The sequence below is a fragment of the Streptomyces yunnanensis genome, assembly GCF_029011865.1.
In the GTDB taxonomy this organism is placed as follows: domain Bacteria; phylum Actinomycetota; class Actinomycetes; order Streptomycetales; family Streptomycetaceae; genus Streptomyces; species Streptomyces yunnanensis.
Window position 1 is genome coordinate 4,707,591 of sequence record NZ_CP095749.1, and the last position, 23,474, is coordinate 4,731,064.

At 72.9% G+C, this 23,474-nt stretch carries 17 protein-coding genes and 1 pseudogene; 5 read left to right on the forward strand and 13 right to left on the reverse strand.

Annotated elements, in window-relative coordinates; translation table 11 throughout:
• Positions 1 to 114: 114 nt before the first annotated feature.
• Positions 115 to 4,024 (forward strand): annotated as a pseudogene (locus MOV08_RS20340) (response regulator).
• Between the two features lie 96 nt (positions 4,025 to 4,120).
• Here the strand turns inward: MOV08_RS20340 and MOV08_RS20345 are convergent.
• Together MOV08_RS20345 and MOV08_RS20350 are read right to left on the reverse strand one after the other, a co-directional pair.
• On the reverse strand, positions 4,121 to 5,773 hold the full coding sequence (locus MOV08_RS20345) for a long-chain fatty acid--CoA ligase (protein WP_039634476.1): 1,653 nt from the start codon (positions 5,771 to 5,773) through the stop codon (positions 4,121 to 4,123).
• A gap of 166 nt (positions 5,774 to 5,939) precedes the next feature.
• Positions 5,940 to 7,826 (reverse strand): SpoIIE family protein phosphatase, encoded by a 1,887-nt coding sequence (locus MOV08_RS20350; RefSeq protein WP_275308436.1) that lies wholly within the window; start codon positions 7,824 to 7,826, stop codon positions 5,940 to 5,942.
• Positions 7,827 to 8,052: 226 nt separating this feature from the next.
• On the opposite strand from MOV08_RS20350, the gene MOV08_RS20355 reads away from it, so the two are divergent.
• A complete protein-coding gene (locus tag MOV08_RS20355) occupies positions 8,053 to 12,360 on the forward strand; it encodes a HAMP domain-containing protein (protein ID WP_275308437.1) in 4,308 nt (1,435 codons plus the stop codon).
• The gene (locus MOV08_RS20360; RefSeq protein ID WP_275308438.1) at positions 12,357 to 13,055 is read left to right on the forward strand and encodes a response regulator; all 699 of its coding nucleotides are present in this window, start codon (positions 12,357 to 12,359) and stop codon (positions 13,053 to 13,055) included. The genes MOV08_RS20355 and MOV08_RS20360 overlap by 4 nt, the downstream gene beginning before the upstream one ends.
• Positions 13,056 to 13,074: 19 nt before the next feature.
• On the opposite strand, the gene MOV08_RS20365 is transcribed toward MOV08_RS20360, so the two are convergent.
• From MOV08_RS20365 to MOV08_RS20380, 4 genes are all read right to left on the reverse strand, one after another.
• Positions 13,075 to 13,605 (reverse strand): DinB family protein, encoded by a 531-nt coding sequence (locus MOV08_RS20365; protein WP_275308439.1) that lies wholly within the window; start codon positions 13,603 to 13,605, stop codon positions 13,075 to 13,077.
• Between the two features lie 97 nt (positions 13,606 to 13,702).
• Positions 13,703 to 14,293, reverse strand: coding sequence for a Uma2 family endonuclease (locus tag MOV08_RS20370; RefSeq protein WP_039634484.1), 591 nt, complete (start codon positions 14,291 to 14,293; stop codon positions 13,703 to 13,705).
• Between the two features lie 52 nt (positions 14,294 to 14,345).
• On the reverse strand, positions 14,346 to 15,161 hold the full coding sequence (locus MOV08_RS20375; protein WP_275308440.1) for a helix-turn-helix domain-containing protein: 816 nt from the start codon (positions 15,159 to 15,161) through the stop codon (positions 14,346 to 14,348).
• A 339-nt stretch (positions 15,162 to 15,500) separates the two neighbouring features.
• Positions 15,501 to 15,911 (reverse strand): ATP-binding protein, encoded by a 411-nt coding sequence (locus MOV08_RS20380; RefSeq protein ID WP_275308441.1) that lies wholly within the window; start codon positions 15,909 to 15,911, stop codon positions 15,501 to 15,503.
• 109 nt (positions 15,912 to 16,020) lie between these two features.
• On the opposite strand from MOV08_RS20380, the gene MOV08_RS20385 reads away from it, so the two are divergent.
• Together MOV08_RS20385 and MOV08_RS20390 are read left to right on the forward strand one after the other, a co-directional pair.
• A complete protein-coding gene (locus MOV08_RS20385) occupies positions 16,021 to 16,869 on the forward strand; it encodes a helix-turn-helix domain-containing protein (RefSeq protein ID WP_275308442.1) in 849 nt (282 codons plus the stop codon).
• Positions 16,866 to 17,129, forward strand: a complete 264-nt coding sequence (locus MOV08_RS20390; RefSeq protein ID WP_275308443.1) for a DUF397 domain-containing protein — start codon at positions 16,866 to 16,868, stop codon at positions 17,127 to 17,129. The genes MOV08_RS20385 and MOV08_RS20390 overlap by 4 nt, the downstream gene beginning before the upstream one ends.
• Positions 17,130 to 17,139: 10 nt before the next feature.
• On the opposite strand, the gene MOV08_RS20395 is transcribed toward MOV08_RS20390, so the two are convergent.
• The 7 genes from MOV08_RS20395 to MOV08_RS20425 all read right to left on the reverse strand — a co-directional run bounded on the left by MOV08_RS20395 (position 17,140) and on the right by MOV08_RS20425 (position 23,408).
• A complete protein-coding gene (locus tag MOV08_RS20395; RefSeq protein ID WP_275308444.1) occupies positions 17,140 to 17,691 on the reverse strand; it encodes a SigE family RNA polymerase sigma factor in 552 nt (183 codons plus the stop codon).
• Positions 17,692 to 17,852: 161 nt separating this feature from the next.
• Positions 17,853 to 19,019, reverse strand: coding sequence for a lipid-transfer protein (locus MOV08_RS20400; protein WP_039634498.1), 1,167 nt, complete (start codon positions 19,017 to 19,019; stop codon positions 17,853 to 17,855).
• A complete protein-coding gene (locus MOV08_RS20405) occupies positions 19,016 to 19,492 on the reverse strand; it encodes a MaoC family dehydratase (RefSeq protein ID WP_275308445.1) in 477 nt (158 codons plus the stop codon). The genes MOV08_RS20400 and MOV08_RS20405 overlap by 4 nt, the downstream gene beginning before the upstream one ends.
• Positions 19,489 to 20,589 carry an acyl-CoA dehydrogenase family protein gene (locus tag MOV08_RS20410; protein WP_275308446.1) on the reverse strand — a complete coding sequence of 367 codons (1,101 nt, stop codon included), beginning with the start codon at positions 20,587 to 20,589 and terminating at the stop codon, positions 19,489 to 19,491. The genes MOV08_RS20405 and MOV08_RS20410 overlap by 4 nt, the downstream gene beginning before the upstream one ends.
• Before the next feature lies 1 nt (position 20,590).
• A complete protein-coding gene (locus MOV08_RS20415; protein WP_275308447.1) occupies positions 20,591 to 21,688 on the reverse strand; it encodes a bifunctional MaoC family dehydratase N-terminal/OB-fold nucleic acid binding domain-containing protein in 1,098 nt (365 codons plus the stop codon).
• Entirely contained in the window at positions 21,685 to 22,920 is a 1,236-nt protein-coding gene (locus MOV08_RS20420; RefSeq protein ID WP_275308448.1) for an acyl-CoA dehydrogenase family protein, read from the reverse strand. The genes MOV08_RS20415 and MOV08_RS20420 overlap by 4 nt, the downstream gene beginning before the upstream one ends.
• Positions 22,921 to 23,102: 182 nt before the next feature.
• Positions 23,103 to 23,408 (reverse strand): hypothetical protein, encoded by a 306-nt coding sequence (locus MOV08_RS20425; RefSeq protein ID WP_039634506.1) that lies wholly within the window; start codon positions 23,406 to 23,408, stop codon positions 23,103 to 23,105.
• Positions 23,409 to 23,474: the final 66 nt, after the last annotated feature.

Consider the following 23,474-nt stretch of genomic DNA (forward strand, 5'->3'; position numbering starts at 1 on the left):
CGGCATTGCCGGGGCGTCATCCGCCTCCGCGTCCCCGGCATGTGCCCGTAGACTCCATCCCAGCGATCCGCCATGGTGGGTCGGCAAGGTGCGGTAACAGGGAGGAAGCGTCTCGTGAGCAGCAGGCCATCCCGAGGCGCTGCTCGCCTCGCAGCCATACTGGACGCCCTCCCCGACGCGTTGCTGCTCGTCAACTGCAACGGCACCGTCGTCAACGCCAACGCCATCGCCCTGGAGATGTTCCAGGCCCCGGGCACGGCCCTGGTCGGCCGGGGTCTGCTCGACCTGCTGCCGACCTTCGACTCCAAGCGGATCCCCGGTTCCATGCGGCGCCGCGACGAGGAGGTCGAGGGCCGGACGAAGCCGACGCGGATGATCGCGCGGCGCACCGACGGCAACGAGCTGCTGGTCGAGGTGACCAGCGCCAATCTGGAGGACGGCCGCACCCCGTACGAGTCCGCCTTCGAGGCCGCCTACGCCGACCACCGCGGCTACACCGGCGACGAGCTGCTGATGCTCGTGGTGCGCGATCTGACCGGGACGGTGGACACCGAGACGGAGCTGGCGCGCCAGCAGCGGCAGACGGAGATGATCCTGCGGGCCGCGGCGGAGGGCGTGGTCGGCGTCGACTCCGAGGGCCGGGTGGTCCTCGTCAACCCGTCCGCGGCGCAGATCCTCGGGTACCGGGCGAGCGAGTTGGGCGGCAAGGAGCTGCACCCGCTGATCCACCACTCGCGGCCGGACGGCTCGGCGCTGCCCTGGGAGGACACCCCGCTCGCCGACACCCTCAAGTCCGGCCGCAAGCACCGGGTGCGCGGGCAGGTGCTGTGGTCCAAGGACGGCCGCTCGGTCGCCGTCGATCTGACCACGGCGCCGGTGCGGGACGGCGACCAGTTGGTGGGCGCGGTGATGACGTTCACCGACCGGCGGCCGTACGACGCGCTGGAGGCCCGGCACACCCAGCTGCTGGCCGTCCTGGGGCAGTCGCTGCGCGGGCCGCTCACGGAGCTGAGCGGCGAACTGGGCACCCTGGCCGCCGACCCGGCGGGCCAGTTGTGGCCCGAGGCGAACCAGATCCTGCACCACCTCGCGGCCGGCCACGCCCGGATGACGACGCTGGTCGACAACGTGCTCAGCTACCAGCGGCTGGACTCCGGCAAGGAGAAGCTCAACCGCACCAAGGTGTCGCTGGACAAGGTGGTGGCGGCCGGTGTGGAGGGCGCGGTCGAGCTGATCGGGCCGGGCCGGGCGCAGTTCGCGGTGCACGCGCCGCCGATAGCGGCACTGGTCGACGCGGAGCGGCTGGCGCAGGCGCTGTCGCATCTGATCGCGGACGTCGCCGGGGTGGACTCCACCGGCCGGCAGACCGCCGGTGACGGCACCGCCGGGCCGGGCGGGCGTCCGGTGCCCGGCGACTCGACGATCGTGGTGGCCGCGGCCAAGCGCGGCGAGGTGGTGCGCATCGAGGTGCGCGGGCCGTTCGGCGGCGGCGATCCGGTGCACGGACCGATCGTCCGCGGGATCGTGCGGATGCACGACGGGTTGATCCAGACGCATGCGGTGCCGGGCGGTTCCGGCGCGACCGGCAGCGCGTACGTGCTGGAACTTCCGGTGCTGATCGACGAACCGGAGCCGGAGCCGGAGGAGCCGGCGGCCGAGGAGGCCGAGACCCCGGACGGCGAGGCGAAGGCCGACGGGGACGGCGCCGCCGCGGGCGGTCCGGGCACGGACGGCGGGAGGCGGCCCGGCGCCGCGGAGACCGCCTCGGGTGCGGAGGCGAAGAGCGGTACGGCCGGCGCGCAGCCGACCGGGCGACGGCGGGCCCGGCACTCGGGCGCGGCGCCGGCCGTCGCGGCGGACGGCACCCAGGGCGCGGGGCTGCCGGCGGACGCCGAGGCGGCGCCGCCGAGCGGCCGTCGCCGGGCGCGGCCGGCGCCGGAGGGCTCGGCGCTGCCCGCGCTGCCGTCCGGAGCCGGTGACGGGGCTCCGGCCGGCAATCCGGCGCAGGGTCTGACGCCCGCGGTGAGCCCGGCGCTCGGGCCGGTGCCACCGCAGGGACAGCAACAGGGCCAGCCCCAGGGACAGCAGGCGGGGCCGCCACAGGGACAGCAGCTCGCGGTGCGTGCGCAGGGTCCGGTGCCGGCCGGTGGCCGGCGGGCCCGGCGGGCGCTGGCCGAGGCGCCCGAGCGGGCCGGCGAGCCGGACACGGCCGGTGCCGCCGCCCAGCCGCCGGCCGCTCCGCGCTCGGCGTTCGCGCTGCCGCCCGCCGCGGCGGACCGGGCGCCGCAGCCGGCGACCGCGCAGCCGGCGCTGCCCGCGATCGCCGGCGGGATGCCCGTCGCGCCGGAGGGCGGACCGCAGGACGCGGCCGGTACGGGGCGGCGCCGGGCGCGCCGTCCGGTGGCCGCCGGCCCCGAGCCGACCCCGAGGCCCCGGCCGGGCAGCCGGCCGAGGCGTCCGACTCCCCGAGGCGCACGGCACTTGGGACGCCGAGCCGACCGGCCGGCGGCGCGCGCGGCGGGCCGCCGCCGAGGAGCGCGCGGCCGCGGCGATGGCCGATGCCGCGGCGTCCGGCACGTTCGTCGCGGGCCCCGAGGGCCTGGTCGCCCAGCCCGCCGGGCCGACGGATCAGGACGCGCCGGCCGAGGCCACCGGCACGGCCACCGGCAGCGCGCCCGGGATCGCCGGCGCCGCCGCCACCGCCCCGGTCACACCCACCGGCCGCCGCCGGGGCCGCCCCAGCCCCACCGAGGAGACCGCGGCCGGCCCGGCCGCCGGCCCCGCGCAGGGCGGGCCGGTGCCGCCGCAGGGCGTCGCCGTGCCCCCGCAGAGCCGGCAGCCGCTGCCGCCCGCCGAGGACGACGGGCACACCGCCGGGCGGGCGTTCAGCGTGCGCACGCTCGGCCAGGGGGTGCCGTTCGCCCAGCAGTTGGCCGACCCGAAGCGTCCGGCGCCGCAGCCGGGCGTCCCCGCCCAGGGCGGCACCGCCACGCCGCCGGGCGGCACCGCCACGGGTTCGGGCCGCCGCCGCAAGCTCGCCGCGCCCCCGCCGGAGGGCGAGCGCGGCACCGCCGCCGAGGCCGCGGCGTCCGGTGCCCTGCCGCCGCAGGCCGCCGGGCCGCAGCCGCCCGCCCGGGCCAAGCAACCGGGCCCGCAGCCGCACCTCATGGACGCCGGCGAGGGCCGGACGTTCGCCGTCTCCGCGCCCGACGAGGGCAGCGAGGGGCCCGAACCGCTGGACGGGCCGAACGGCGCGATCGAGGTGATGGAGCGTCAGCGGCCGCCGATGGACGACGAGTTGCCGCCGGAGCCGCTGGACAACCCGCGCCGGCTGCTGGTCTGGCCGGCGCCCGACGTCGCCACCCAGCAGGCGCTCAGCGACCGCGGCTACCGCCCGGTGATCGTCAACTCCCGCGAGGAGGTGGACGCGCAGATCGCCGCGTATCCGGCGGCGCTCTTCGTGGACCCGCTGACCGGCCCGATCACCCGCACCGCGCTCCAGTCGCTGCGCCAGGCCGCCGGCGCCGCCGAGGTGCCCGTGCTGGTCACCGCCGGGCTGGGGCAGGCGACGCGGGAGGCCGCGTACGGCGCCGATCCGGCCGTGCTGCTCAAGGCACTCGCCCCGCGGGACGGCGAGGACCAGCCGCCGCGGGTGCTGCTCATCGAGCAGAACGACGCCGTCGCGGGCGCGCTGACCGCGTCGCTGGAGCGGCGCGGCATGCAGGTGGGCCGGGCCGGCGCGGACACCGACGCGGTCGCCCTGGCGACGCAGCTGCGGCCCAACCTCGTCGTGATGGACCTGATGCAGGTGCGGCGCCGCCGGGCCGGCATCGTGGACTGGCTGCGCACCAACGGGCTGCTGGACCGCACCCCGCTGGTCGTCTACACCGCCGCCGACCTGGATCCGACCCAGCTGCCGGGGCTGGCCTCCGGGGAGAGCGTGCTCTTCCTGGCGGAGCGCTCCACCAGCGCCGAGGTGCAGGGCCGGATCGTGGACCTGCTGGCGAAGATCGGGACGAACTGACGGACCGGGGCCGGCCCGGCTCCGGTTCACCGGACGGCCCGGGGGTTCACCGGGCGAGGACCTGCGGGTGGGCCCGGGCGGGCCCACCCCTCGGGGTCAGCTCAGCAGCGTCACGTCCAGCTCGCCGTCCGCGTACTGGCGCCGCAGCACCTTCTTGTCGAACTTGCCGACGCTCGTCTTCGGCACCGACGGGATCACCGCCCACCGCTCCGGCAGCTGCCAGCGCGCGATCCGCTCGCCGAGGAACGCCCGCAGCTCCTCGTAGGTGATCGCCGAACCGTCGGTCAACACCACGGTGGCCAGCGGCCGTTCGCCCCACTTCTCGTCCGGCACGGCCACCACCGCGGCCTCGGCGACGCCCGGGTGGGCCATCAGGTGGTTCTCCAGCTCGACCGACGAGATCCACTCGCCGCCCGACTTGATGACGTCCTTGGCCCGGTCGGTCAGGGTCAGATAGCCGTCCGGCGTGATCGTGCCGACGTCGCCGGTGCGCAGCCAGCCGTCGGGGCTGAACTTGTCCTCCGGGCGCAGCAGCGCGCCCTGCGCGCCGCCGTAGTAGGCGCCCGCGATCCACGGGCCGCGCACCTCCAGCTCGCCCGCCGCGGTGCCGTCCCGGGGCAGTTCCTCGCCGGCCGGGCCGATCAGCCGGGCCTCGACGGAGGCCGGGAAGCGGCCCTGGGTGGCGCGGTAGGCCCACTCCTCCTCGTCGTCCACTCCGGCCGGCGGGTGGGAGACGCAGCCCAGCGGCGAGGTCTCGGTCATCCCCCAGGCGTGCACCACGCGGATCCCGTGCCGCTCCTGGAAGCCGCGCATCAGGGCCGGCGGGCAGGCCGAGCCGCCGATGACGACGGTGTGCAGGCAGGCCACGTCCCGCTTGTGGGCGTCGAGTTCGGCCAGCAGGCCCTGCCAGATGGTCGGTACCGCGGCTCCTATGGTCGGCCGGATCGTCTCGATCATCTCGGCGAGCGGCGCGGGTTGCAGGAAGCGGTCCGGCATCAGCAGCGACGCGCCGGCCATGAACGCCGCGTGCGGCAGTCCCCAGGCGTTGACGTGGAACATCGGCACCACCGGCAGCGCGATGTCCCGGGAGCCGAGGGCGAACGCCTCCGCGGTGTTGACCTGGAGCGAGTGGAGGTAGAGCGAACGGTGGCTGTAGAGCACGCCCTTGGGCTCGCCGGTCGTGCCGGAGGTGTAGCAGAGCGCCGCGGCCTCCCGCTCGTCGATCTCCGGCCAGTCGTAGTGTTCCGGGCGCCCGGCGAGCAGTTCCTCGTAGTCGTGGACCTGGGCGTGGGCGTCGGCCAGCGGGGTGCGGTCGCCGGGGCCGACGACGACCACGTGCGCCACCGTGGGCAACTGCGGCAGCAGGGGCGCCAGCAGCGGGATCAGGGTGCCGTTGACGAGCACCACCCGGTCCTCGGCGTGGTTGATGATCCAGGCGAGCTGTTCGGCCGGGAGGCGCAGGTTGAGGGTGTGCAGCACCGCCCCCATGGACGGGATGCCCAGGTACGCCTCCATGTGTTCGCTGTTGTTCCACATGAGGGTTCCGACCCGCTCCTCGGCGGCCACCCCAAGGGTGTCGCGGAGTGCGTGCGCGAGCTGGGCGGCCCGGCGGCCGATCTCGGCGAAGGTGCGGCGGTGCGGCTCGGCCTCACCGGTCCAGGTGATGACCTGCGCCTTTCCATGGACCGTGGATCCATGGGTGAGGATTCGCGAGACCGTGAGCGGTACGTCCTGCATCGTGCTGAGCACCGAGTGCCTCCGCTTTGTTACGGGCGGGTAGTGGTGCTGCGATTGTCGATGCGTACCAGGCGGTATGTCACGCCTCCATGGCGTGTTCTTTTCCTCTCAGCGGCGGAAACGGCCGGGAACACGCCCAGCGCGCGGCGCCGCGCCCCCCGTCGCGCCCCCGCCGCGGCTACACCACCGGCGCCGGCTTCGGGGGCACCGCCTGGAGGACGAGGACCGAGAGGTCGTCCTCGACCGGACCGGTGCCGAAGTCGTGCGCGGCCCGCCGGATGTGTTCCGCGAGCGCCTTGGCGCCCAGCCCGAGGCCGTCCCGCAGGACCTCGATCAGCCCGTCGTTGTCGTCCAACTGCCAGTTGCCGCACCGGCGTTCGGTGACCCCGTCGGTGACGCACAGCAGCGTCTCGCCGGGGGCGAGGGCGAAGGTGCTGGCGTGGTACTCGGTGCCCTCGTCGATGCCCAGCAGCATCTGCGGGTCGGCGGCCGGCTCCACCGCGCCGTCGGTGAACATGTGGAGCGGCGGCGGGTGCCCGGCGCAGGCGACGGTGCAACGGGTCCCGGGGACGCCCGGATCGACGGCCAGTTCCCCGTAGAGCAGGCTCAGAAAGCGGGAGCTGGCCTGTTCACCGCCGAGCTCCACCGCCTCCGCGCTCTCCTCGGCCATGGCCAGATTCAACCGCCCGAGGACCGATTCGACGCCGTGGCCCTCGCGGGCCAGCAGGCGCACCAGGTGGCGGGCCAGCCCGGTCACCGACATCGCCTCGGGGTCCTTGCCCTGGACGTCCCCCAGCAGGAAGCACCAGCGGCGGTCGCCCATCGGGAAGATGTCGTAGAAGTCGCCGCCGACGGTCTGCCCCTCGCCGTGCGGTTCGTAGACGATCGCGGTGTCCACGCCGGGGATGCTGGCCAGCGACGCGGGCAGCTGACGGCGCTGGAGCGCCAGGCTGATGGTGGTCTGGCGGGTGTACTGGCGGGCGGTGTGCACGGCCTGGGCGACCCGCCGGGCGACGTCCTCCACCATGCGGACGACGGTGTCGGTCATCTTCAGCCGGCCCGCCCGGCCCAGCAGCAGGACGCCCTGCAGTTCGCCGCGCGCCACCAGGGGGAAGGCCAGTGACGACCCGCCCGCCGAGGACGCGCCGGCACATTCCGGCCAGGGCCAGGAGGTGCCGCCGGGGCGGACGATGTCGGTGGGCGGATCGCGCTCCAGGTCGGTGCGGAGCGGCCCGATCCGCCGCTCGTCGACGTGCCAGACCCGGGAGAGCTCCATCCCGCCGCCCTCGACGCTCAGCCAGATCGCGCACCAGTCGGCGAGGCGGGGCACCAGCAGTTGGGCGGCGAGCGCGGTGACCATGTCCTGGTCCAGCTGGCCGGCCAGCAGCTCGCTGGTCTCGGCGAGGAACGACGGGCCGCCGCGGTCGGCCCACTCGGCGGCGTCGCCGTGCGGCGGGCCGTCGTGCCCGCCCGGCACCCGGACCGGGGTCGCGGCCCCGTGCGGGTGCCGGGCGGGCCCGCGCGGCGCGGCCTCCGTCTCGCCCTCGGTGGCCTCCAGGCGGAACCAGACCGTCTTGGTCGACTTGCGGTACGTCACGCCCCAGGACTCGGCGAGCGCGCTGACCAGCTGGAGGCCGTAGCCGGGCTCGCCGCTGCGGGCGTCCACCCCGCCGCGCACCACCCGCGAGGGGTGCCGGTCGGAGACCTCCAGGACGACGGCGACGGTGGCCGGGCCCGGCGGCGCGGAGCCGCCGGGGGCCTCGCCGCGGGCGGCGGCGGCCGGCTTGCGCCCGTACTCCAGCCGGCAGGTCACGTCGATGTCGGTGCCCGCGTACATCACGGCGTTGGTGACCAGTTCGCTGACGAGGAGGACGGCCTGGTCGATGAGTTCCCGGCTGATCGCCGCGGCGCCGGGGGTGGCCTCGGGGGCGGCGGCCCGCTCGGTCAGCAGCGCGCGCACGAAGCGACGGGCGCCGGAGGCGGCCAGCTGGTTCGCCGGCAATCCGGTGCGGGACACCGTTTCGGTCTCGTGCGGCGCCGTCGTCCGCGGGGACAGCGTGGCCACTGCGCCCCCTGATGAACCTGGGAAAAGCATCTCATTACGGGCGCTTTATACTATGACATATCTGACCAATGCGATCAGTTCCGGACCTCCTCCGGAACCCGTCGGGCGACTGCGGATCCGGCTCCGGAGCGCCCCCCGAACGGGCCGAACGGCACTGCACCGGCCGGCCGGCCCGCCATCCGTTCGGTACAAGTACGGTCTCGAATCAGTGGGGGGATGGTGTGCCATGGCGCCCGACCCGACCCGGCCCGAGTCCACGGCGTCCCCGCCGGACCCCCGCCCCGACGGCCCGTGGGTGCGCACCAGTGAGCTGCGCCCCCTGCTGGCCGCCATGAACGCCCTGCGGGACGGCGACTTCGCAGCCCGGACCGCACCCGCCCCGGGCGATCCCCCGGCCGATGGCGTGCTGGCCGACATGACCGACGTCTTCGCCCAGATCGTCGCCCGCAACGCCCACCTCGCCACCGAACTCCAGCGGCTGCGCCACGAGGTCATCCGCCAGGGCCGGCTGGACGAGCGGATCAGCGCCAGCCCCGGCCAGGGCGGCTGGTCCACCAACGTCGACGCCGCCAACGCCGTCCTGGAAGCGCTGGTCACCCCGGTCGCCAAGGCCACCCGGGTGCTGGACTCGATCGCCGACGGCGACCTGACCCGTCATGTCGATCTGCACGACGGCAGCCGTCAGCTCCGCGGCGACCTGCGCCGCCTGGGCAGCTGCGTCAACCGCGTGGTCGACCAGCTCTCGCTGTTCACCGGCGAGGTCACCCGGGTCGCCCGCGAGGTCGGCACCGAGGGCCGGCTCGGCGGCCGGGCCAGGGTCCAGGACCTCTCCGGCGACTGGCTGCACGTGACCGAGGCGGTCAACACCATGGCGTCCCGGCTGACCGCCCAGGTCCGGGACATCGCCGTGGTGACCACCGCGGTGGCCCGCGGCGACCTCACCCAGCAGGTGACCGTCGAGGCCACCGGCGAGCTGCTGGAGCTCAAGCTCACCGTGAACACCATGGTCGACCAGCTGCGGGCGTTCGCCGACGAGGTCACCCGGGTCGCCCGCGAGGTCGGCACCGAGGGCCGGCTCGGCGGCCGCGCCCAGGTCCGCGGCGTCTCCGGCGTCTGGAAGGACCTCACCGACAACGTCAACTCCATGGCGTCCAACCTGACCTGGCAGGTCCGCAACATCGCCCAGGTCACCACCGCCGTCGCCAACGGCGACCTCAGCCAGAAGATCACCGTGGACGCCCGCGGCGAGATCCTGGAACTCAAGTCGACGATCAACACCATGGTCGACCAGCTCTCCGCCTTCGCCGACGAGGTCACCCGCGTCGCCCGCGAGGTCGGCACCGAGGGCCAGCTCGGCGGACGCGCCCAGGTCCGCGGCGTCTCCGGCGTCTGGAAGGACCTCACCGAGAGCGTCAACTTCATGGCGGACAACCTCACCACCCAGGTCCGCAACATCGCCCTGGTCGCCACCTCCGTCGCCGAGGGCGACCTCGGCAGGAAGATCACCGTCGAGGCGAAGGGCGAGATCCTGGAGCTGAAGTCGACGATCAACACCATGGTCGACCAGCTCTCCGCCTTCGCCGACGAGGTCACCCGCGTCGCCCGCGAGGTCGGCACCGAGGGCAACCTCGGCGGTCAGGCGCAGGTCCGGGGCGCCTCCGGGGTCTGGAAGGAACTCACCGACAACGTCAACTTCATGGCGCTGAACCTCACTTCGCAGGTCCGCAACATCGCCCAGGTCACCACCGCCGTCGCCAACGGCGACCTCACCAAGAAGATCGACGTGGACGCCCGCGGCGAGATCCTGGAGCTGAAGGACACCGTGAACACCATGGTGAAGCAGCTGCGGGCGTTCGCCGACGAGGTCACCCGGGTCGCCCGCGAGGTCGGCACCGAGGGCCGGCTCGGCGGCCGCGCCCAGGTCCACGGCGTCTCCGGCGTCTGGAAGAACCTCACCGACAACGTCAACTCCATGGCGGACAACCTCACCTCCCAGGTCCGCAACATCGCCGAGGTGGCGACGTCGGTGGCCCGCGGCGACCTCTCCAAGAAGATCGACGTGGACGCCCGCGGCGAGATCCTGGAACTCAAGACCACCATCAACACCATGGTCGACACCCTGTCCTCGTTCGCCTCCGAGGTGACCCGGGTGGCCCGCGAGGTCGGCAGCGAGGGCCAGCTCGGCGGCCAGGCCCGGGTCGAGGGCGTCTACGGCACCTGGAAGCAGCTCACCACCAGCGTCAACGAGCTGGCGCTCAACCTCACCACCCAGGTCCGCGCGATCGCCGAGGTGACCAGCGCGGTCACCCAGGGCGACATGTCCGGCTCGATCACCGTCGACGCCCAGGGCGAGGTCGCCGCCCTGAAGAACAACATCAACCTCATGGTCGCCAACCTCCGCGAGACTACCCGCGCCAAGGACTGGCTGGAGTCCAACCTGACCCGCATCGCCGGTCTGATGCAGGGCCACCGCGACCTGGTCGAGGTCGCCGACCTGATCCTGCGCGAGCTGACCCCGCTGGTGAACGCGCAGTTCGGCGCGTTCTTCCTGGCCGAGGCGGGCGCCCTGCCGGGCGAGGGCCTGGAGCTGATCGCCGGCTACGGCACCGGCCACCCCGAGGGCCGCAGGTCACTGCCCCGGATGCGGATGGGCACCCCCGGCTGGGGCCTGATCACCCAGGCCGCGACGGAGAAGAAGCGGATCCTCGTCGAGAACGTCCCCGCCGACTACCTCACCATCAGCTCCGGACTCGGCGCCGCCGCCCCCGCCAGCGTCGTCATCCTGCCGATCCTCTTCGAGGACCAGGTGCTCGGCGTGATCGAACTGGCCTCCTTCAGCCGCTTCAGCGACGTCCACCTCGCCTTCATCGACCAGTTCGTCAACACCATCGGCGTCTCCGTCAACACCATCATCGCCAACTCCCGCACCGAATCGCTGCTCTCGGAGTCCCAGCGGCTGACCGCCGAACTCCGCCAGCGCTCCGACGAGCTCCAACTCACCAACGCCGAGCTGGAGGAGAAGGCCGCACTCCTCGCCACCTCCTCGCAGTACAAGTCCGAGTTCCTGGCCAACATGTCGCACGAGCTGCGGACCCCCCTCAACTCCCTGCTCGTCCTCTCCCGCCTGCTCGCGGACAACCCCGAGAGCCACCTCAGCCCGCAGGAGGTGGAATTCGCCGTCACCATCCACCGCGCCGGCTCCGACCTGCTCCAACTCATCAACGACATCCTCGACCTGTCGAAGATCGAGGCCGGGCGGATGGACGTCCACCCCAAGTCCCTGCCGCTGAAGAAACTCCTCGACTACGTCCGCGCCACCTTCCGCCCGCTCACCGTCGACCGCGGCCTCAGCTTCGACGTCCGGGTCGGCGACGACGTCCCCGAGGAGCTCTTCTCCGACGAACAGCGCCTCCAGCAGATCCTGCGCAACCTGCTGTCCAACGCGGTGAAGTTCACCTCCACCGGCGGCGTGGAGCTCATCGTCGAACGCGTCCCCGGCGACCGTTTCGCGGAGGAGACCCTGCGCACCGCCGAAGCCGTCATCGCGCTCTCCGTGAAGGACACCGGCATCGGCATTCCCCCGGAGAAACTCGACGGGATCTTCGAGGCGTTCCAGCAGTCCGACGGCACCACCAGCCGCAAATACGGCGGCACCGGCCTCGGCCTGTCCATCAGCCGCGACATGGCCGCCCTGCTCGGCGGCCGCATCAAGGCCGAGAGCCAGGTGGACGTCGGCTCCACCTTCACCCTCTACGTCCCCGCCCGCTACACCGGACCGTCCACCGCACCGGCCGCCGGCCTGTCGGCCCGCCCCGACGACACCGCGGAGAGCCTCCTGGGCGACGGCAGCGGCCCCGCCGCCCCCGCCCTGCCCGCCGTCCCCGACGGCACCCGCCCGGCACCCGTCGCCGCCCCGCCCCCCTCCGAGATCTTCCCGAGCCAGGAGGGCCTCGCCCCGCGCGCCGCCCTCCGCCCCGGCGACGGCGGCGACGTCACCTGGCCCGAGGCCACCCGGCTGAAGGACTGGCTCGGCGGACGCCCCGGACGGGTGCTCGCCAACCGGCGGATCCTGATCGTGGACGACGACATCCGCAACGTCTTCGCGCTCACCCACGTCCTCGGCCGGGTCGGCATCAAGGTCAAGTACGCCGAGAACGGCGTCGAGGGCCTGGAGGTCCTCGACCAGGCCCCCGATGTCTCCCTCGTCCTGATGGACATCATGATGCCGGAGATGGACGGCTACGAGATGATCCGGGCCATCCGCAGCACCCCCCGCTTCGCCGACCTCCCGATCGTCGCCCTCACCGCCAAGGCCATGCCCGGCGACCGGGAGAAGGCCATCGACAGCGGCGCCGACGACTACATCCCCAAACCGGTCGACGTGGACCGCCTGTTGTCGGTCATCTGCGGCCTGCTCGACCCGAAGACCAGGCCACCGGCCGACCTCCCCGAGACTCCCCTCCCGGCCGACGCGCCGGCCGGCGACCCCCCGCACCCCACCTCCGACGAGGGAAGGGAAGGGCCGCAGCCATGACACCTCCCGCGCCCGACACCGCGCCGATCCTCATCGTCGACGACATGGAGGAGAACCTCGTCGCCCTCGAAGCGGTCCTCAGCTCCCTCACCTCCAAGGTCGTCCGCGCCCGCTCCGGCGAGGAAGCCCTCAAGGCCATGCTCCGCGAGGAGTTCGCGGTCGTCCTCATCGACGTCCTGATGCCCGGCATGAACGGCTTCGAGACCGCCGCCAACCTCAAGGGGCTGGACCAGACGAAGGACGTGCCGATCATCCTCCTCACCGGCGCCTCCGTGGATCCCAACTACGCCTACCGCGGCTACACCGTCGGCGCCGCCGACTTCCTCATCAAGCCCTTCGACCCCTGGCTCCTGCGCACCAAGGTCAACGTCTTCCTCGACCTCTACCGCAAGAACCACCAACTCGCCTCCCAGGCCGACCAGTTGAAACGCCTACTGACCGGCCCCACCCCCGCGGAGAGCCCGGCGACGCCCGCCGAACCCCACGGCCCCGCCCACGCCCCGCACGCACCCGAGGACGCACCGACACCGGCACCCCCCGTCGGCGACGAGGCCCTCTCCGACATCGCCAGCCGCCTCGCCCAGATCGAACTGCTGCTCCGCGACGCCCGTGACGCGGAGTCCGCCGGCCTCGCCGACCGCATCGCCGCCCTGGAACAGTCCGTGGAGCGCCTGATGGCCGGCCGGGAGGTGTAGGCCCGGCGTCCGCCCCCGGCTACTCGCCGGTGACGCCGTCGGCAAGCTCCCGGACGACGTCGAGCTGCCCGACGTGCCGCGCGTACTCCTGGAGCAGATGGAACAGCACCCAGATCAGCGTCGGCCGCTCCTCCTCGGGCGGGACCCGGCCCCCCAGCGTGGCCATCCGGTCCTCCAGCCGCGCGCCGGCGACGATCGCGCGGGACCGCTCGCACTGGGCGCGGAAGAACGCCGTCACCTCCTCGACGGACTCACCCGCCTCGACACGCCATCTGCCGCCACGGGCCTCCATGTCGCCCCACGGCTGGTCGACCTGCCGCCCGGCGAAGCCCCACTGCAACCAGCGCAGCTCCACATAGGCCAGATGCTTCAACAGCTCCAGCGGCGCCCAGCCGGACGGCAGCCGGCTGCCCCGCAGTTCCTCGTCGGTCAGGCCGGCCAGCTTGCGCAGCACGGCGTCACGGTAGAAGTCCAGATAGCCCGCCAACAACTCGGCCGGGCTGGTGAGCGTGACATCGGGCTCTGCCGGGGGATCGGCTTCAGCGGTCATGGCAGGTGATGTTAGGGCCTGCCCGGTGCATCAGGGGCGGACAAGGCCCTAAAGGCCCTAAGGGCAGGCGACGCCAAACGGGGCCCGGCCGACGCGGCTAGGCGTACCGCGGCAGATCCCCCGTCGAGATCGTCCACTCACCGATCGTCACGTCCTCGCCGTACACGAAGTCCTTGCGGACGGCGTACCGCGGGCCGTCCGGGGTGGAGTGGATGTCGGTGAACACGGCGCCGCTGCCGGTACGGGGATCGAAGATCGCGTAGATCGGGATGCCCATCAGGGGGTAGTCGCGGACCTTGCCCACCCAGTCGTTGTCGGGGTTGGAGCGGGAGACGACTTCGATGGCGGCGACGGCCGTACGCGGGTCGGCGGAGCCTTGAACGCCGAGATCGGTCCAGGCGATCACCGTGACGTCCGGGTGTCGCAGGAGACCCTCGGGCTCGTCCTCCACATTGGGTGTGCCGGTGTGGGCTAGCAGCTCGTCTGGCATCACCTTCTCCAGACGGCGGCTGACGCGCGCAGCCGTGACCTCGTGGGGCCCTACCGGCGACATCATGTCGTGAACGATCCCTTCCTTGGTGATCTCGAATTTCCCCGGGATGGCGTCATCCATCGACTGAATGACGTCCCGCATGGTCAGGTAGGGAGAGGAAGCTCCCTGCCGCGCGTTGTCCGATGCGATGGCCATGGCGCTCGCTCCTCGTCGTCTGTGCCCAGGGGCAAGGATCGTCACGTTCATGCTAGGCGTCCTCTCTGCGGTTGGACCGGCAGTCTCGGCAGCGCGCCGGACCGGGTGTGCGGATGGCGCGCTCGCAGCCCTCGCAGTTGTGGAAGGGAGCGGGCGCGGCACGAGCGGGCTCTGGGGGCGTCGGTGTCTCGGGGAGGGGCGGCGGAAGCAGGGCCGTGAGGCGGTGGCCCACCAGGCCGGCCGGATTGCGGAGGGCCGCCGGAAGATCCGCACTCAGCGCTCTTCGGACGGCCTCCGGGGAGACCCCGCGTTCCAACCAGGCGGCCACGCCCGGCGCGAGGCGGTCGATGTCCCGTACGGGGAGCAGGAGGCGGGCGTCGTCGCGGCGCAGGTTGGCGAGGAGCGCGGTGGCGGTGGTGAGGTGCTGGGCGGAGCGGGGGCGGGGCAGTGACGGCCCGGCTTTGGCCACTGGAGCGGGCGCCGTGGGCGCGGCCCGTTCCGGCGGGGCCGAAGCCTTCTTCTGTGCGGTGGCCGGGGGCCGTGCGGGCCTGGCGTCGGCCTCCCCCGCCTGTCGTGCCTGCGTCGCCCTCGGGTTGTTGTACGAGATCGTGACCGTCACCAGGCGGCCATCGTCTAATCGCTTGGTCACCCGCTTCAGGTACCCGTGCCGCTCCAGCTCCCGTAGACCGGCGGCGATCCGGTCACGCCCTTCGGGGAACCTCTTCGCCAACGAGCGGATGTCGACGTGCGAGCCCTCGGGCAGCGAGAGGATGTACACCGCGAGGCCGATCGCGCCGAGCGACAACTCGTGGTGCTGGGCGAGGTGATCGCCAATGATGGTGTAGCCCGGTTCCTGGAACTCGGTCACCTTTTGCACTCCTGCGGGGGACCGGCGAACCGTGTGCGGCGCGCCAGTGCGCGCATTAAACTGCTTCATAGCCATCGGGAAGGTGTTCGCTTCCTAGGTGGTCAGGCCCTCGACCGGGATGCCAGTCCCGCCGGGGGCCAATTGCTTGTTCGGGGTTGCTCGTCGCCGAGCCTGCACCGCTGCACCTCCGGAAAGCCAGCCCAGAGCCACCGGATCACCCCACCGGGTGACACAGGCGTGCGAACCCGGGCGGTTCGGTTTGGTTGGTTGGTTTTTCCCTTCCAGTTATGAGTTCTTGGAGCGGCCCGCGCCACCGGAGCCCGACGCGCCGGGTCCCGGTCAGCCCCACATCGGCAGGTCGAACTCGGCCCAGACGGTCTTGCACGGGAACGGCCCGAGGACCGTCCCCCAGCGGTCCGCGAGCGCGCCGATGATGAATAGCCCGTGGCCCGACTCGCCTCCCTCCGGGGCCCGTTGGAACGGGATCCGGTCACCGCGTGCGTCCGTGACGCCGATACAGAGCGTGTCCGCGTCAGCCGCCAACGCGAGCCGGAAGTCCCGTCCGGGAACGCGCCCGTGGGAGACGGCGTTCGCTGCCAGCTCGGCGATCACCTGACCCGGGGCCTCGAACGGCAGCCCCCAGGACCGGAGTTGTTCGACACCGAGGAGGCGGGCGAGACGGGCACCCCTGCGCGTGGCGGACAGCTGGATCCGGAAGAGGAGCTTGGGCTCGGCAATTTGCTGATTCACATCACTCAGCGTGGTCGCGCGCACCTACCCTGAAAAGTAGTGACGCCAATACATTCAGTGATGTCCAGGGAGTGGACAGGATGTCTTGGCTGTCCAGGAGGTGGAGGGCATGAAAGGCGACTCATCGGACGACTCAAGCTGGCCACTTGCTCCAGGTGACGACGCTCAGCCATCGGTCGCGCTGGTAGGGCGCCAGCTCAAGCTGTGGCGGACAGCCGCTGGCCTGCGCGTCCCCAACTTCGCCAAGTCCATGGGGTACAGCGCTGACCTGGTCTACAAGATCGAGCGCGGCGCGCGTATCCCGCGCCCGGACTACCTGGACAAGGCGGACAGAGTCCTGAACGCGGGCGGAAAGATCGCCGCGATGGCGGAGGACCTGGAGAGCGCCCGGTATCCCAAGAAGGTCAGGGACCTGAAGCGTTGGGAGGACGAGGCCGTTGAGCTCGGCTCCTACGGAAACCACAACCTCCATGGACTGCTGCAAACCGAGGAGCACATGCGGGCGCTGTACGAGATGCGGCGGCCCGCCTACACACCGGATGAAGTGGATCTACGGGTGTCCGCCCGTATGGCCCGTCGCTCAATCTTCGAGCGCACCCCAGCGCCCGCGCTCACCTTCGTCCAGGAAGAGGTGACGCTGCTCCGTCCCATCGGGGGGAGAATGGTGCATCGGCGTCAGCTCGAACGCCTGTTGGAGGTGGGCCAGTTGCGGAACGTCGAGATCCAGGTCATGCCGACGGACCGTGATGACCACGCGGGCATGGACGGCCGGATCCAACTGCTGAAGTTCGTGGACGGCTCGATCGTGGGGCACTCGATGAGCCAATACGGCAGCCGCCCGGTCGAGGACCCGAAGCTGATCCAAGTCCTTGAGCTGCGCTACGGGATCATCCGGGCCCAGGCTCTCACGCCCAGGGAGTCTCTGGCCTTCGTCGAGAAACTGCTGGGAGAGACATGAGCCTCAAGCCCTCCGTCGGAAACTCCACCGAACTGGCGTGGGTCAAGAGCAGCTACAGCGACAGCAACGAAGACCATGACTGCGTTGAGGTCGCTTGGACGAAGAGCACCTACAGCGGCCAGGGCAACGGCAACGAGTGCGTAGAGGTAGCCGCAACCCCCGCCACCATCCACATCCGCGACTCCAAGGACGCCGACGGGCCCCACCTGCACGTCCCCCCGGCCTCTTGGGCCGACTTCGTCGCGTTCGCCCGGCGCTAGACGGGATCTGCTAGGCGGCGATCCGGCTAAGGCCCAGGACCGCCAGTTCCGGGTCGTCCCGGAGTTTGGCCAGGGCGCGTGAGACGGCGCTCTTGACGGTGCCGATCGAGACCTCCATGACCTCGGCGGTCTGGGCCTCGCTGAGGTCCTCGTAATACCTGAGGACGACCATCGCGCGCTGTCGCGCGGGGAGCCGCATGATCGCGCGCCACATCGCGTCGCGCAGGCCCTGGAGCTCGGCCGGGTCGGGCGCGGGCAGCGGGTCCGGCTCGGGCAGCTCGTCGCAGGCGAACTCCTCGACCTTGCGCTTGCGCCACTGGGAGGTGCGGGTGTTGATCAGCGCGCGGCGCACGTAGCCGTCCAGCGCGCGGTGGTCCTCGATGCGCTCCCAGGCCACGTAGGTCTTGGTGAGCGCGGTCTGCAGGAGATCCTCGGCGTCGTTCGGGTTCGAGGACAGGGACCGCGCGGCACGCAGCAGAACCGGCCCCCGGGCCCGTACGTAGGACGCGAACGACGGGAACGTCGCGGCCGTCGAGGCGCTTGTGCACGCAGTCGTGGTCATGTGTTCCACGCTAGGAGCGGGGGTGGGGCGCGGGCGTCGGCCCAGGGTGCCGAAGCGGGGTCCCCCTGAAGTTGTACGGATGGTGCCCCCTGCACCTCCTTAGGGGGGAGCGCGCAGGCCGCTCCCCTAGGGGCGTACCGGTCGCCGGCCCGGCCGCTCCCCTATCCCTCCCGGCCCAGCACCAATCCCGACGTGGGCACCCCGGTGCCCGCCGTGACCAGGGTGTGGGCGGGGGTGCCGGCCTGGTTGACGCTGGTGCCGCGGAGCTGGCGGACGGCCTCGGCGATGCCGTTCATGCCGTGCAGGTACGCCTCGCCGAGCTGGCCGCCGTGGGTGTTGAGGGGGAGGGTGTCGGCGGCGACGAAGTCGGCGGCCCCGCCGCGGTCGCAGAAGCCGAACTCCTCCAGCTGCATGAGGACGAAGGGCGTGAAGTGGTCGTAGAGGATGGCGACGTCGATGTCGGCGGGGGAGAGGCCGGAGGTGCGCCAGAGCTGGCGGGCGACCACGTTCATCTCGGGGAGGCCGGTGAGGTCGTCGCGGTAGAAGCTGGTCATCTGCTCCTGGGCGCGGCCGGCGCCCTGGGCCGCGGCGGTGATCACCGCGGGTGGCCGCGGCAGGTCGCGGGCGCGTTCGACGGAGGTCACCACCAGCGCCTGGGCACCGTCGGTCTCCTGGCAGCAGTCCAGCAGCCGCAGCGGTTCGACGATCCAGCGGGACGCGGCGTGGTCGGCGAGGGTGATCGGCTTGCCGTGGAAGTACGCGGCCGGGTTGCGGGCGGCGTGCCGGCGGTCGGTGACCGCGACATGGCCGAAGACGTCCGGGGTCAGGCCGTAGGCGTGCAGGTAGCGCTGGGCGGCCATGGCGACCCAGGAGGCGGGGGTGAGCAGGCCGAAGGGGAGGTTCCAGCCGAGCGCGGTGCCCTCGGCGGACGGTTCGCGCTGCTGGACGCCGGCGCCGAAGCGGCGGCCGGAGCGCTCGTTGAAGGCGCGGTAGCAGACCACGACGTCGGCGAGGCCGGTGGCGACCGCGAGGGCCGCCTGCTGGACGGTGGCGCAGGCCGCGCCGCCGCCGTAGTGGACGCGGGAGAAATAGGTCAGCTCGCCGATGCCGGCCGCCTGGGCGACGGTGATCTCCGGGTTGGTGTCCATGGTGAACGTGACCAGGCCGTCGACGTCGTCCGGGGTCAGCCCGGCGTCGGCCAGGGCGGCGTGCACGGCCTCGACGGCGAGCTTGAGTTCGCTGCGGCCGGAGTCCTTGGAGAACTCGGTGGCGCCGATGCCGACGATCGCGGCCCGGCCGCCGAGGGCGTCGGGGCGGTGCCGGGTCATCGGGCGACCGCCGCCAGCTCGACGGTGACGGTGCCGGTCACGTGGTTGCCGAGGCCGTTCGCCCCGACCACCCGCACCTGGACCGTCGAGCCGTCCACGTCGGTGATCGTGCCGCGCAACACCATGGTGTCCCCCGGGTAGTTGGGCGCGCCGAGGCGGATGGCGACCTTGCGCAGGACGGAGCGGGCGCCGAAGTGGTCGGTGAGGTAGCGGCCGACCAGGCCGTTGGTGGTGAGGATGTTCATGAAGATGTCCGGGGAGCCCTTCTCCCCGGCCGCCTCGGCGTCGTGGTGGACGTCCTGGTAGTCGCGCGAGGCGATGGCCCCGGAGACGATCAGGGTGCGGGTGATCGGGAGGGTGAGGGGCGGGAGCTCCAGGCCCGGGCGGGGCGCGGCGGCCGGGTCCGCGTCCCGGGCGGCGCGGGTCTCGGCGACGGCGTCTGCGTCGGCGGTGGCGTCGTCGTCGGTGGTCATGCGTGGGGCTCCTTCGTCAGCAACGCGCCCAGTTCTTCCAGGAGTTCGGCGCCCGCGCCCAGGTGGGCGTCGAGCTGCCGGCCCCACAGGAAGTGCCGGTGCACGGGGTGGTCGAGGTCGGCGCCGATGCCGCCGTGCAGATGCTGGCCGGTGTGCACCACGCGCTTGCCGGCCTCGGACGCCCACCAGGCGGCGGTCAGCGCGTGCGGGGCGGCGTCCATGCCGGCGTCCCGGCGCCAGGCCGCCTCGTAGGCGGTGACCCGGATCGCCTCGATGTCCATGTACGCCTCGGCGGCCCGCAGTTGGACGCCCTGGTTGGCGGCGAGCGGCCGGCCGAACTGCTCGCGGGTGGTGGTGTGCGCCACCGCCCGGGCCAGCGCGCCCGCGCACACCCCCGCCTGGAGGCCGGCGAAGGCGATCCGGGCGGTGGCCAGCACCTCGGCGTACGGGTCGTGCGGGCCGGGGCCGCCGGCGGGGTGCGGGTCGGGGCCGCCGAGGGGCTCGGCGGGGGCGTCGCGCAGCGTCAGCCGGCCCGCCGACCAGGGCGCGGTGGTCGCCACCGGCTCGACACCGACCCCGAGATCGCCGACCCGTACGAGCCACAGCCCCCGCCGCGCGTCCGGGACCAGGACCAGCGTGGCCTCGCACAGCCAGGGGACGACGGGCACGGTCCCGGTGAGCCGGCCCGGGGCGCCGGCCGTGGGCGGCCCGGAGGGAACGGGCCGGGGCACGCCGGCCCCCGCCGTCCGCGCGAACGCGCCCGCGGCCACCTCCGTCCCGTCCCGCAGGCCGGGCAGCAGCCGCGCCCGCTGCTCCGCGCTCCCGTGCGCGCCGAGGGCCAGCAGCCCGTACACGCAGCTGGCCGCGAACGGCACCTGTGCGGTCGTCCGGCCCTGCTCCTCCAGCATCAGGACCAGGCCCAACAGCCCGGTCTCCGCCATCGCGCCCGGCAGCCCGGCCGCGCACAGGGCCTTCCACAGGTCGGCGTCGGCGGACGTGCCCAGGGCGGCCAGCCGCTCCGGCGTGGACAGGTCGCCGAAGATCTCCGCCGCCAGGAGGCTCGCGGTCCGCTGCTCCTCGGTGGGGGTGAAGTCCATGTCAGCCCTCCCCGCCCGGGTCCGGCACGCCGCCGTCCGCGTCCGGCCCGGCCCGGAAGACCGGCAGCACCAACTCCTCGTCCGCCTGGAGGAATTCCAGCCGCACCGGCATCCCGATCCGGACCCGGTCGGGCGGCACGCCGATCACGTTGCTGACCATCCGGACCCCCTCGGCCAGTTCGATCAGCCCGACCGCGTACGGCCCGGCCGCGCCCTCGCCGGCACCGGCTCCGGCTCCGGCACCGGCACCGGCTCCGGCACCGGCATCGGGTGTGCTGAAGGCCGGGAACGGCGGGTGGTGCATCACCACGCACGAATAGACCGTCCCGGCGCCGCTCGCCTCGACGGTGTCCCAGTCCGCCGAGCCGCAGCCGTTGCACCCGGGCAGCCAGGGGAAACGCAGCGTCCCGCAACCGCCGCAGCGCTGGATGAGCAGTCTGCGGTCGGCCACGCCGGCCCAGAATCCGGCGTTGTCGCGGTTGACCACCGGACGGGGCCGCTTCGGGCGGGGCCGGGACGGACCGCCGCGACCCGGCCCCCGGCCCTCGGGGCTGTGCCGGGCCGCCGGCGCGTACTTGAGGACCCGGAAGCGGTGCGTCCCGGCCGGCTCCCCGTTCGCGCGGATGTCCATCCGGGTCGTGACGAAGTGGCCGGTGCCCAGCTTGGTGGTCTTGCGCGCCGACACCGACTCGATCACCGCGTCGAAGGTGATCACGTCCCCGGGGCGCAGCGGGCGGAGGTACTCCTGCTCGCAGTCGGTGGCCACGATCGAGGTGTAACCGGCGTCGTCGAGCAGGGCGGACAGCTCGTCGTACGCGCCGCTGCGGCCCTGGTGCCCGGAGAGCCCGCCCATCGTCCACGCCTGGAGCATGGTCGGCGGGGCGACGGCGTCCGGCCCCCGGTAGGCGGGGTGGGCGTCGCCCATCGCCTCGCACCAGTGCCGGATCATCGTCTCGTTGACCGGGTCCTTCCCCACGCCCGCGGTCGACGCCGGGCGGCCCTCGAACGACTTGAGCGCCCGCTCGTACGAGGCGCCACCGGGCGCTCCGGCACCCGAGGTCCCGACGTCCCGCCCCGAGGTCCCTGCATCCCCACTCACCGCTGCCGCCCCCTCCGCATCCCCAGTCGCATCGTGGCCACGATCTCCCTCTGCACCTCGCCGACCCCGCCCCCGAACGTGTTGATCTGCGCGGCGCGGTTCATCCGCTCCAACTCGCCGTCCCCGTGGGCGCCCGGCGAGCCCGCCCGGATGAGCGCGGTGTCGCCGACCACCTCCTGGCACATCCGGTAGACCTCGACCGTGCTCTCCGTCCCGGCGAACTTGACCCCGCTGGCGTCCCCGGGGCTCAGCGTCCCGGCGCCCACGTCCCCGACCAGCCGCCAGTTGAGCAACCGGGTGGCGGCCAGCCGGGCGTGCGCCTCGGCGAGCCGGGCCCGCACCCAGGGCCGGTCGGCGGGCCGCTCCCCGGTCTCCGGGTCCGGCGTACGGGCATGGGCCAGCGCGGCCTCATAGGCGTCCTCGGCCTGCATCCCGATGGCGGCCAACGCGACCCGCTCGTGGTTGAGTTGGTTGGTGATCAGCCCCCAGCCGCCGTTCTCCTCCCCCACGAGGTTCCCGTGCGGGACGCGCACCCCGTCGTAGTAGGTCGCGGTGGTCATCAGTCCGCCGACCGTCTCGATGGGCGTCCAGGAGAAGCCGGGCGCATCGGTGGGCACGAGGATGATCGAGATGCCGCGGTGCTTGGGGGCGTCGGGGTCGGTGCGGCAGGCGAGCCAGATCCAGTCGGCCTGGTGGGCGTTGCTGGTGAAGCTCTTGCTGCCGCGGATCAGCCAGTCGGGCCCGCCCACCCCGTCCGCACTCCCCGGCCCCTCCGCTCCCGCCGCTCCCGCCGCTCCCTCCGCACTCCCCGGCCCCTCCGCCTTCACCGCTCGCGTCCGTAGCGACGCCAGATCGGTGCCGGCCTCCGGCTCCGTGTAGCCGATCGCGAAGACCAGCTCGCCCTTGAGGATGCGCGGCAGGAAGAAGTCCTTCTGGGCCTGCGTCCCGTACTTCATCAGCGTCGGGCCGACGGTGTTCAGCGTGACCATCGAGACCGGGGCGCCCGCGCGGTACGCCTCGTCGAAGAAGACGAACTGCTCGTCGGGACCGCGCCCCTGCCCTCCGTAGGCGGTCGGCCAGCCCAGGCCCAACAGGCCGTCGGCGCCGATCCGGCGCAGCACCGCGCGCTGCGCGACCGGGTCCGCGACCGGCCCGTCCGGCATCACGTCGCGGAAGTACGCACGGAGTTCGGCGCGCAGGCGCCGCTGGCGCGGAGTGGGGGCGAGATGCACGTCGGCGGGCCTTCCTTCGGGTGACGGCCGTACGAACGAGCGAGCGGGTTTCTGACTGTCCGTCAGAAACCCGCTCGCTGTCAAGGTCCGCGCGGCGAACCCCAGAGCGGCCCACTTGTCCGCCGCGCGGCACCTCGTCTCACCCTCCGGTCAACCGCCGCACCCGTGTGCGGCGGACCGACTCACCAGATCTGGTCGAGGTCGACGTCGGTGTTGCCCTGGTCGATCACCGTGACGCCGCCGCCGTTCACACTGGCGGTCTTGCTCTCGTTGGACGCCCCGTGACCGTTGGCGACCTGCTGGCCGGTGGTGGAGTTGCCGTTGTTGATGCCGCCGACGCCGGTGCCCACCTGGCTGGTGGCGGCCGAGCTCGACCCGTTGTTCGCAAAGCCGCCGTTGTCGGCCTGCGCCACACCGGCACAGAGCGCCGCAGCGAAGGGCAACGCGAGCGCGACAGCAATGACGCGGGCAGTACGGGTGCTTGCCATGTCTCTTCCTCCTACGGAACGCAACTTCTGGGTTGCGACCTGCATGGATCCGGTAAGTGGACCCGG

Coding starts and splice junctions, on each gene's coding strand:
- MOV08_RS20410 (WP_275308446.1), bottom strand. CDS start 20,589: ATGGACTTCACCCCCACCGAGGAGCAGCGGACCGCGAGCCTCCTGGCG.
- MOV08_RS20425 (WP_039634506.1), bottom strand. CDS start 23,408: ATGGCAAGCACCCGTACTGCCCGCGTCATTGCTGTCGCGCTCGCGTTG.
- MOV08_RS20395 (WP_275308444.1), bottom strand. CDS start 17,691: ATGACCACGACTGCGTGCACAAGCGCCTCGACGGCCGCGACGTTCCCG.
- MOV08_RS20390 (WP_275308443.1), top strand. CDS start 16,866: ATGAGCCTCAAGCCCTCCGTCGGAAACTCCACCGAACTGGCGTGGGTC.
- MOV08_RS20385 (WP_275308442.1), top strand. CDS start 16,021: ATGAAAGGCGACTCATCGGACGACTCAAGCTGGCCACTTGCTCCAGGT.
- MOV08_RS20405 (WP_275308445.1), bottom strand. CDS start 19,492: ATGACCACCGACGACGACGCCACCGCCGACGCAGACGCCGTCGCCGAG.
- MOV08_RS20355 (WP_275308437.1), top strand. CDS start 8,053: ATGGCGCCCGACCCGACCCGGCCCGAGTCCACGGCGTCCCCGCCGGAC.
- MOV08_RS20360 (WP_275308438.1), top strand. CDS start 12,357: ATGACACCTCCCGCGCCCGACACCGCGCCGATCCTCATCGTCGACGAC.
- MOV08_RS20370 (WP_039634484.1), bottom strand. CDS start 14,293: ATGGCCATCGCATCGGACAACGCGCGGCAGGGAGCTTCCTCTCCCTAC.
- MOV08_RS20365 (WP_275308439.1), bottom strand. CDS start 13,605: ATGACCGCTGAAGCCGATCCCCCGGCAGAGCCCGATGTCACGCTCACC.
- MOV08_RS20400 (WP_039634498.1), bottom strand. CDS start 19,019: ATGACCCGGCACCGCCCCGACGCCCTCGGCGGCCGGGCCGCGATCGTC.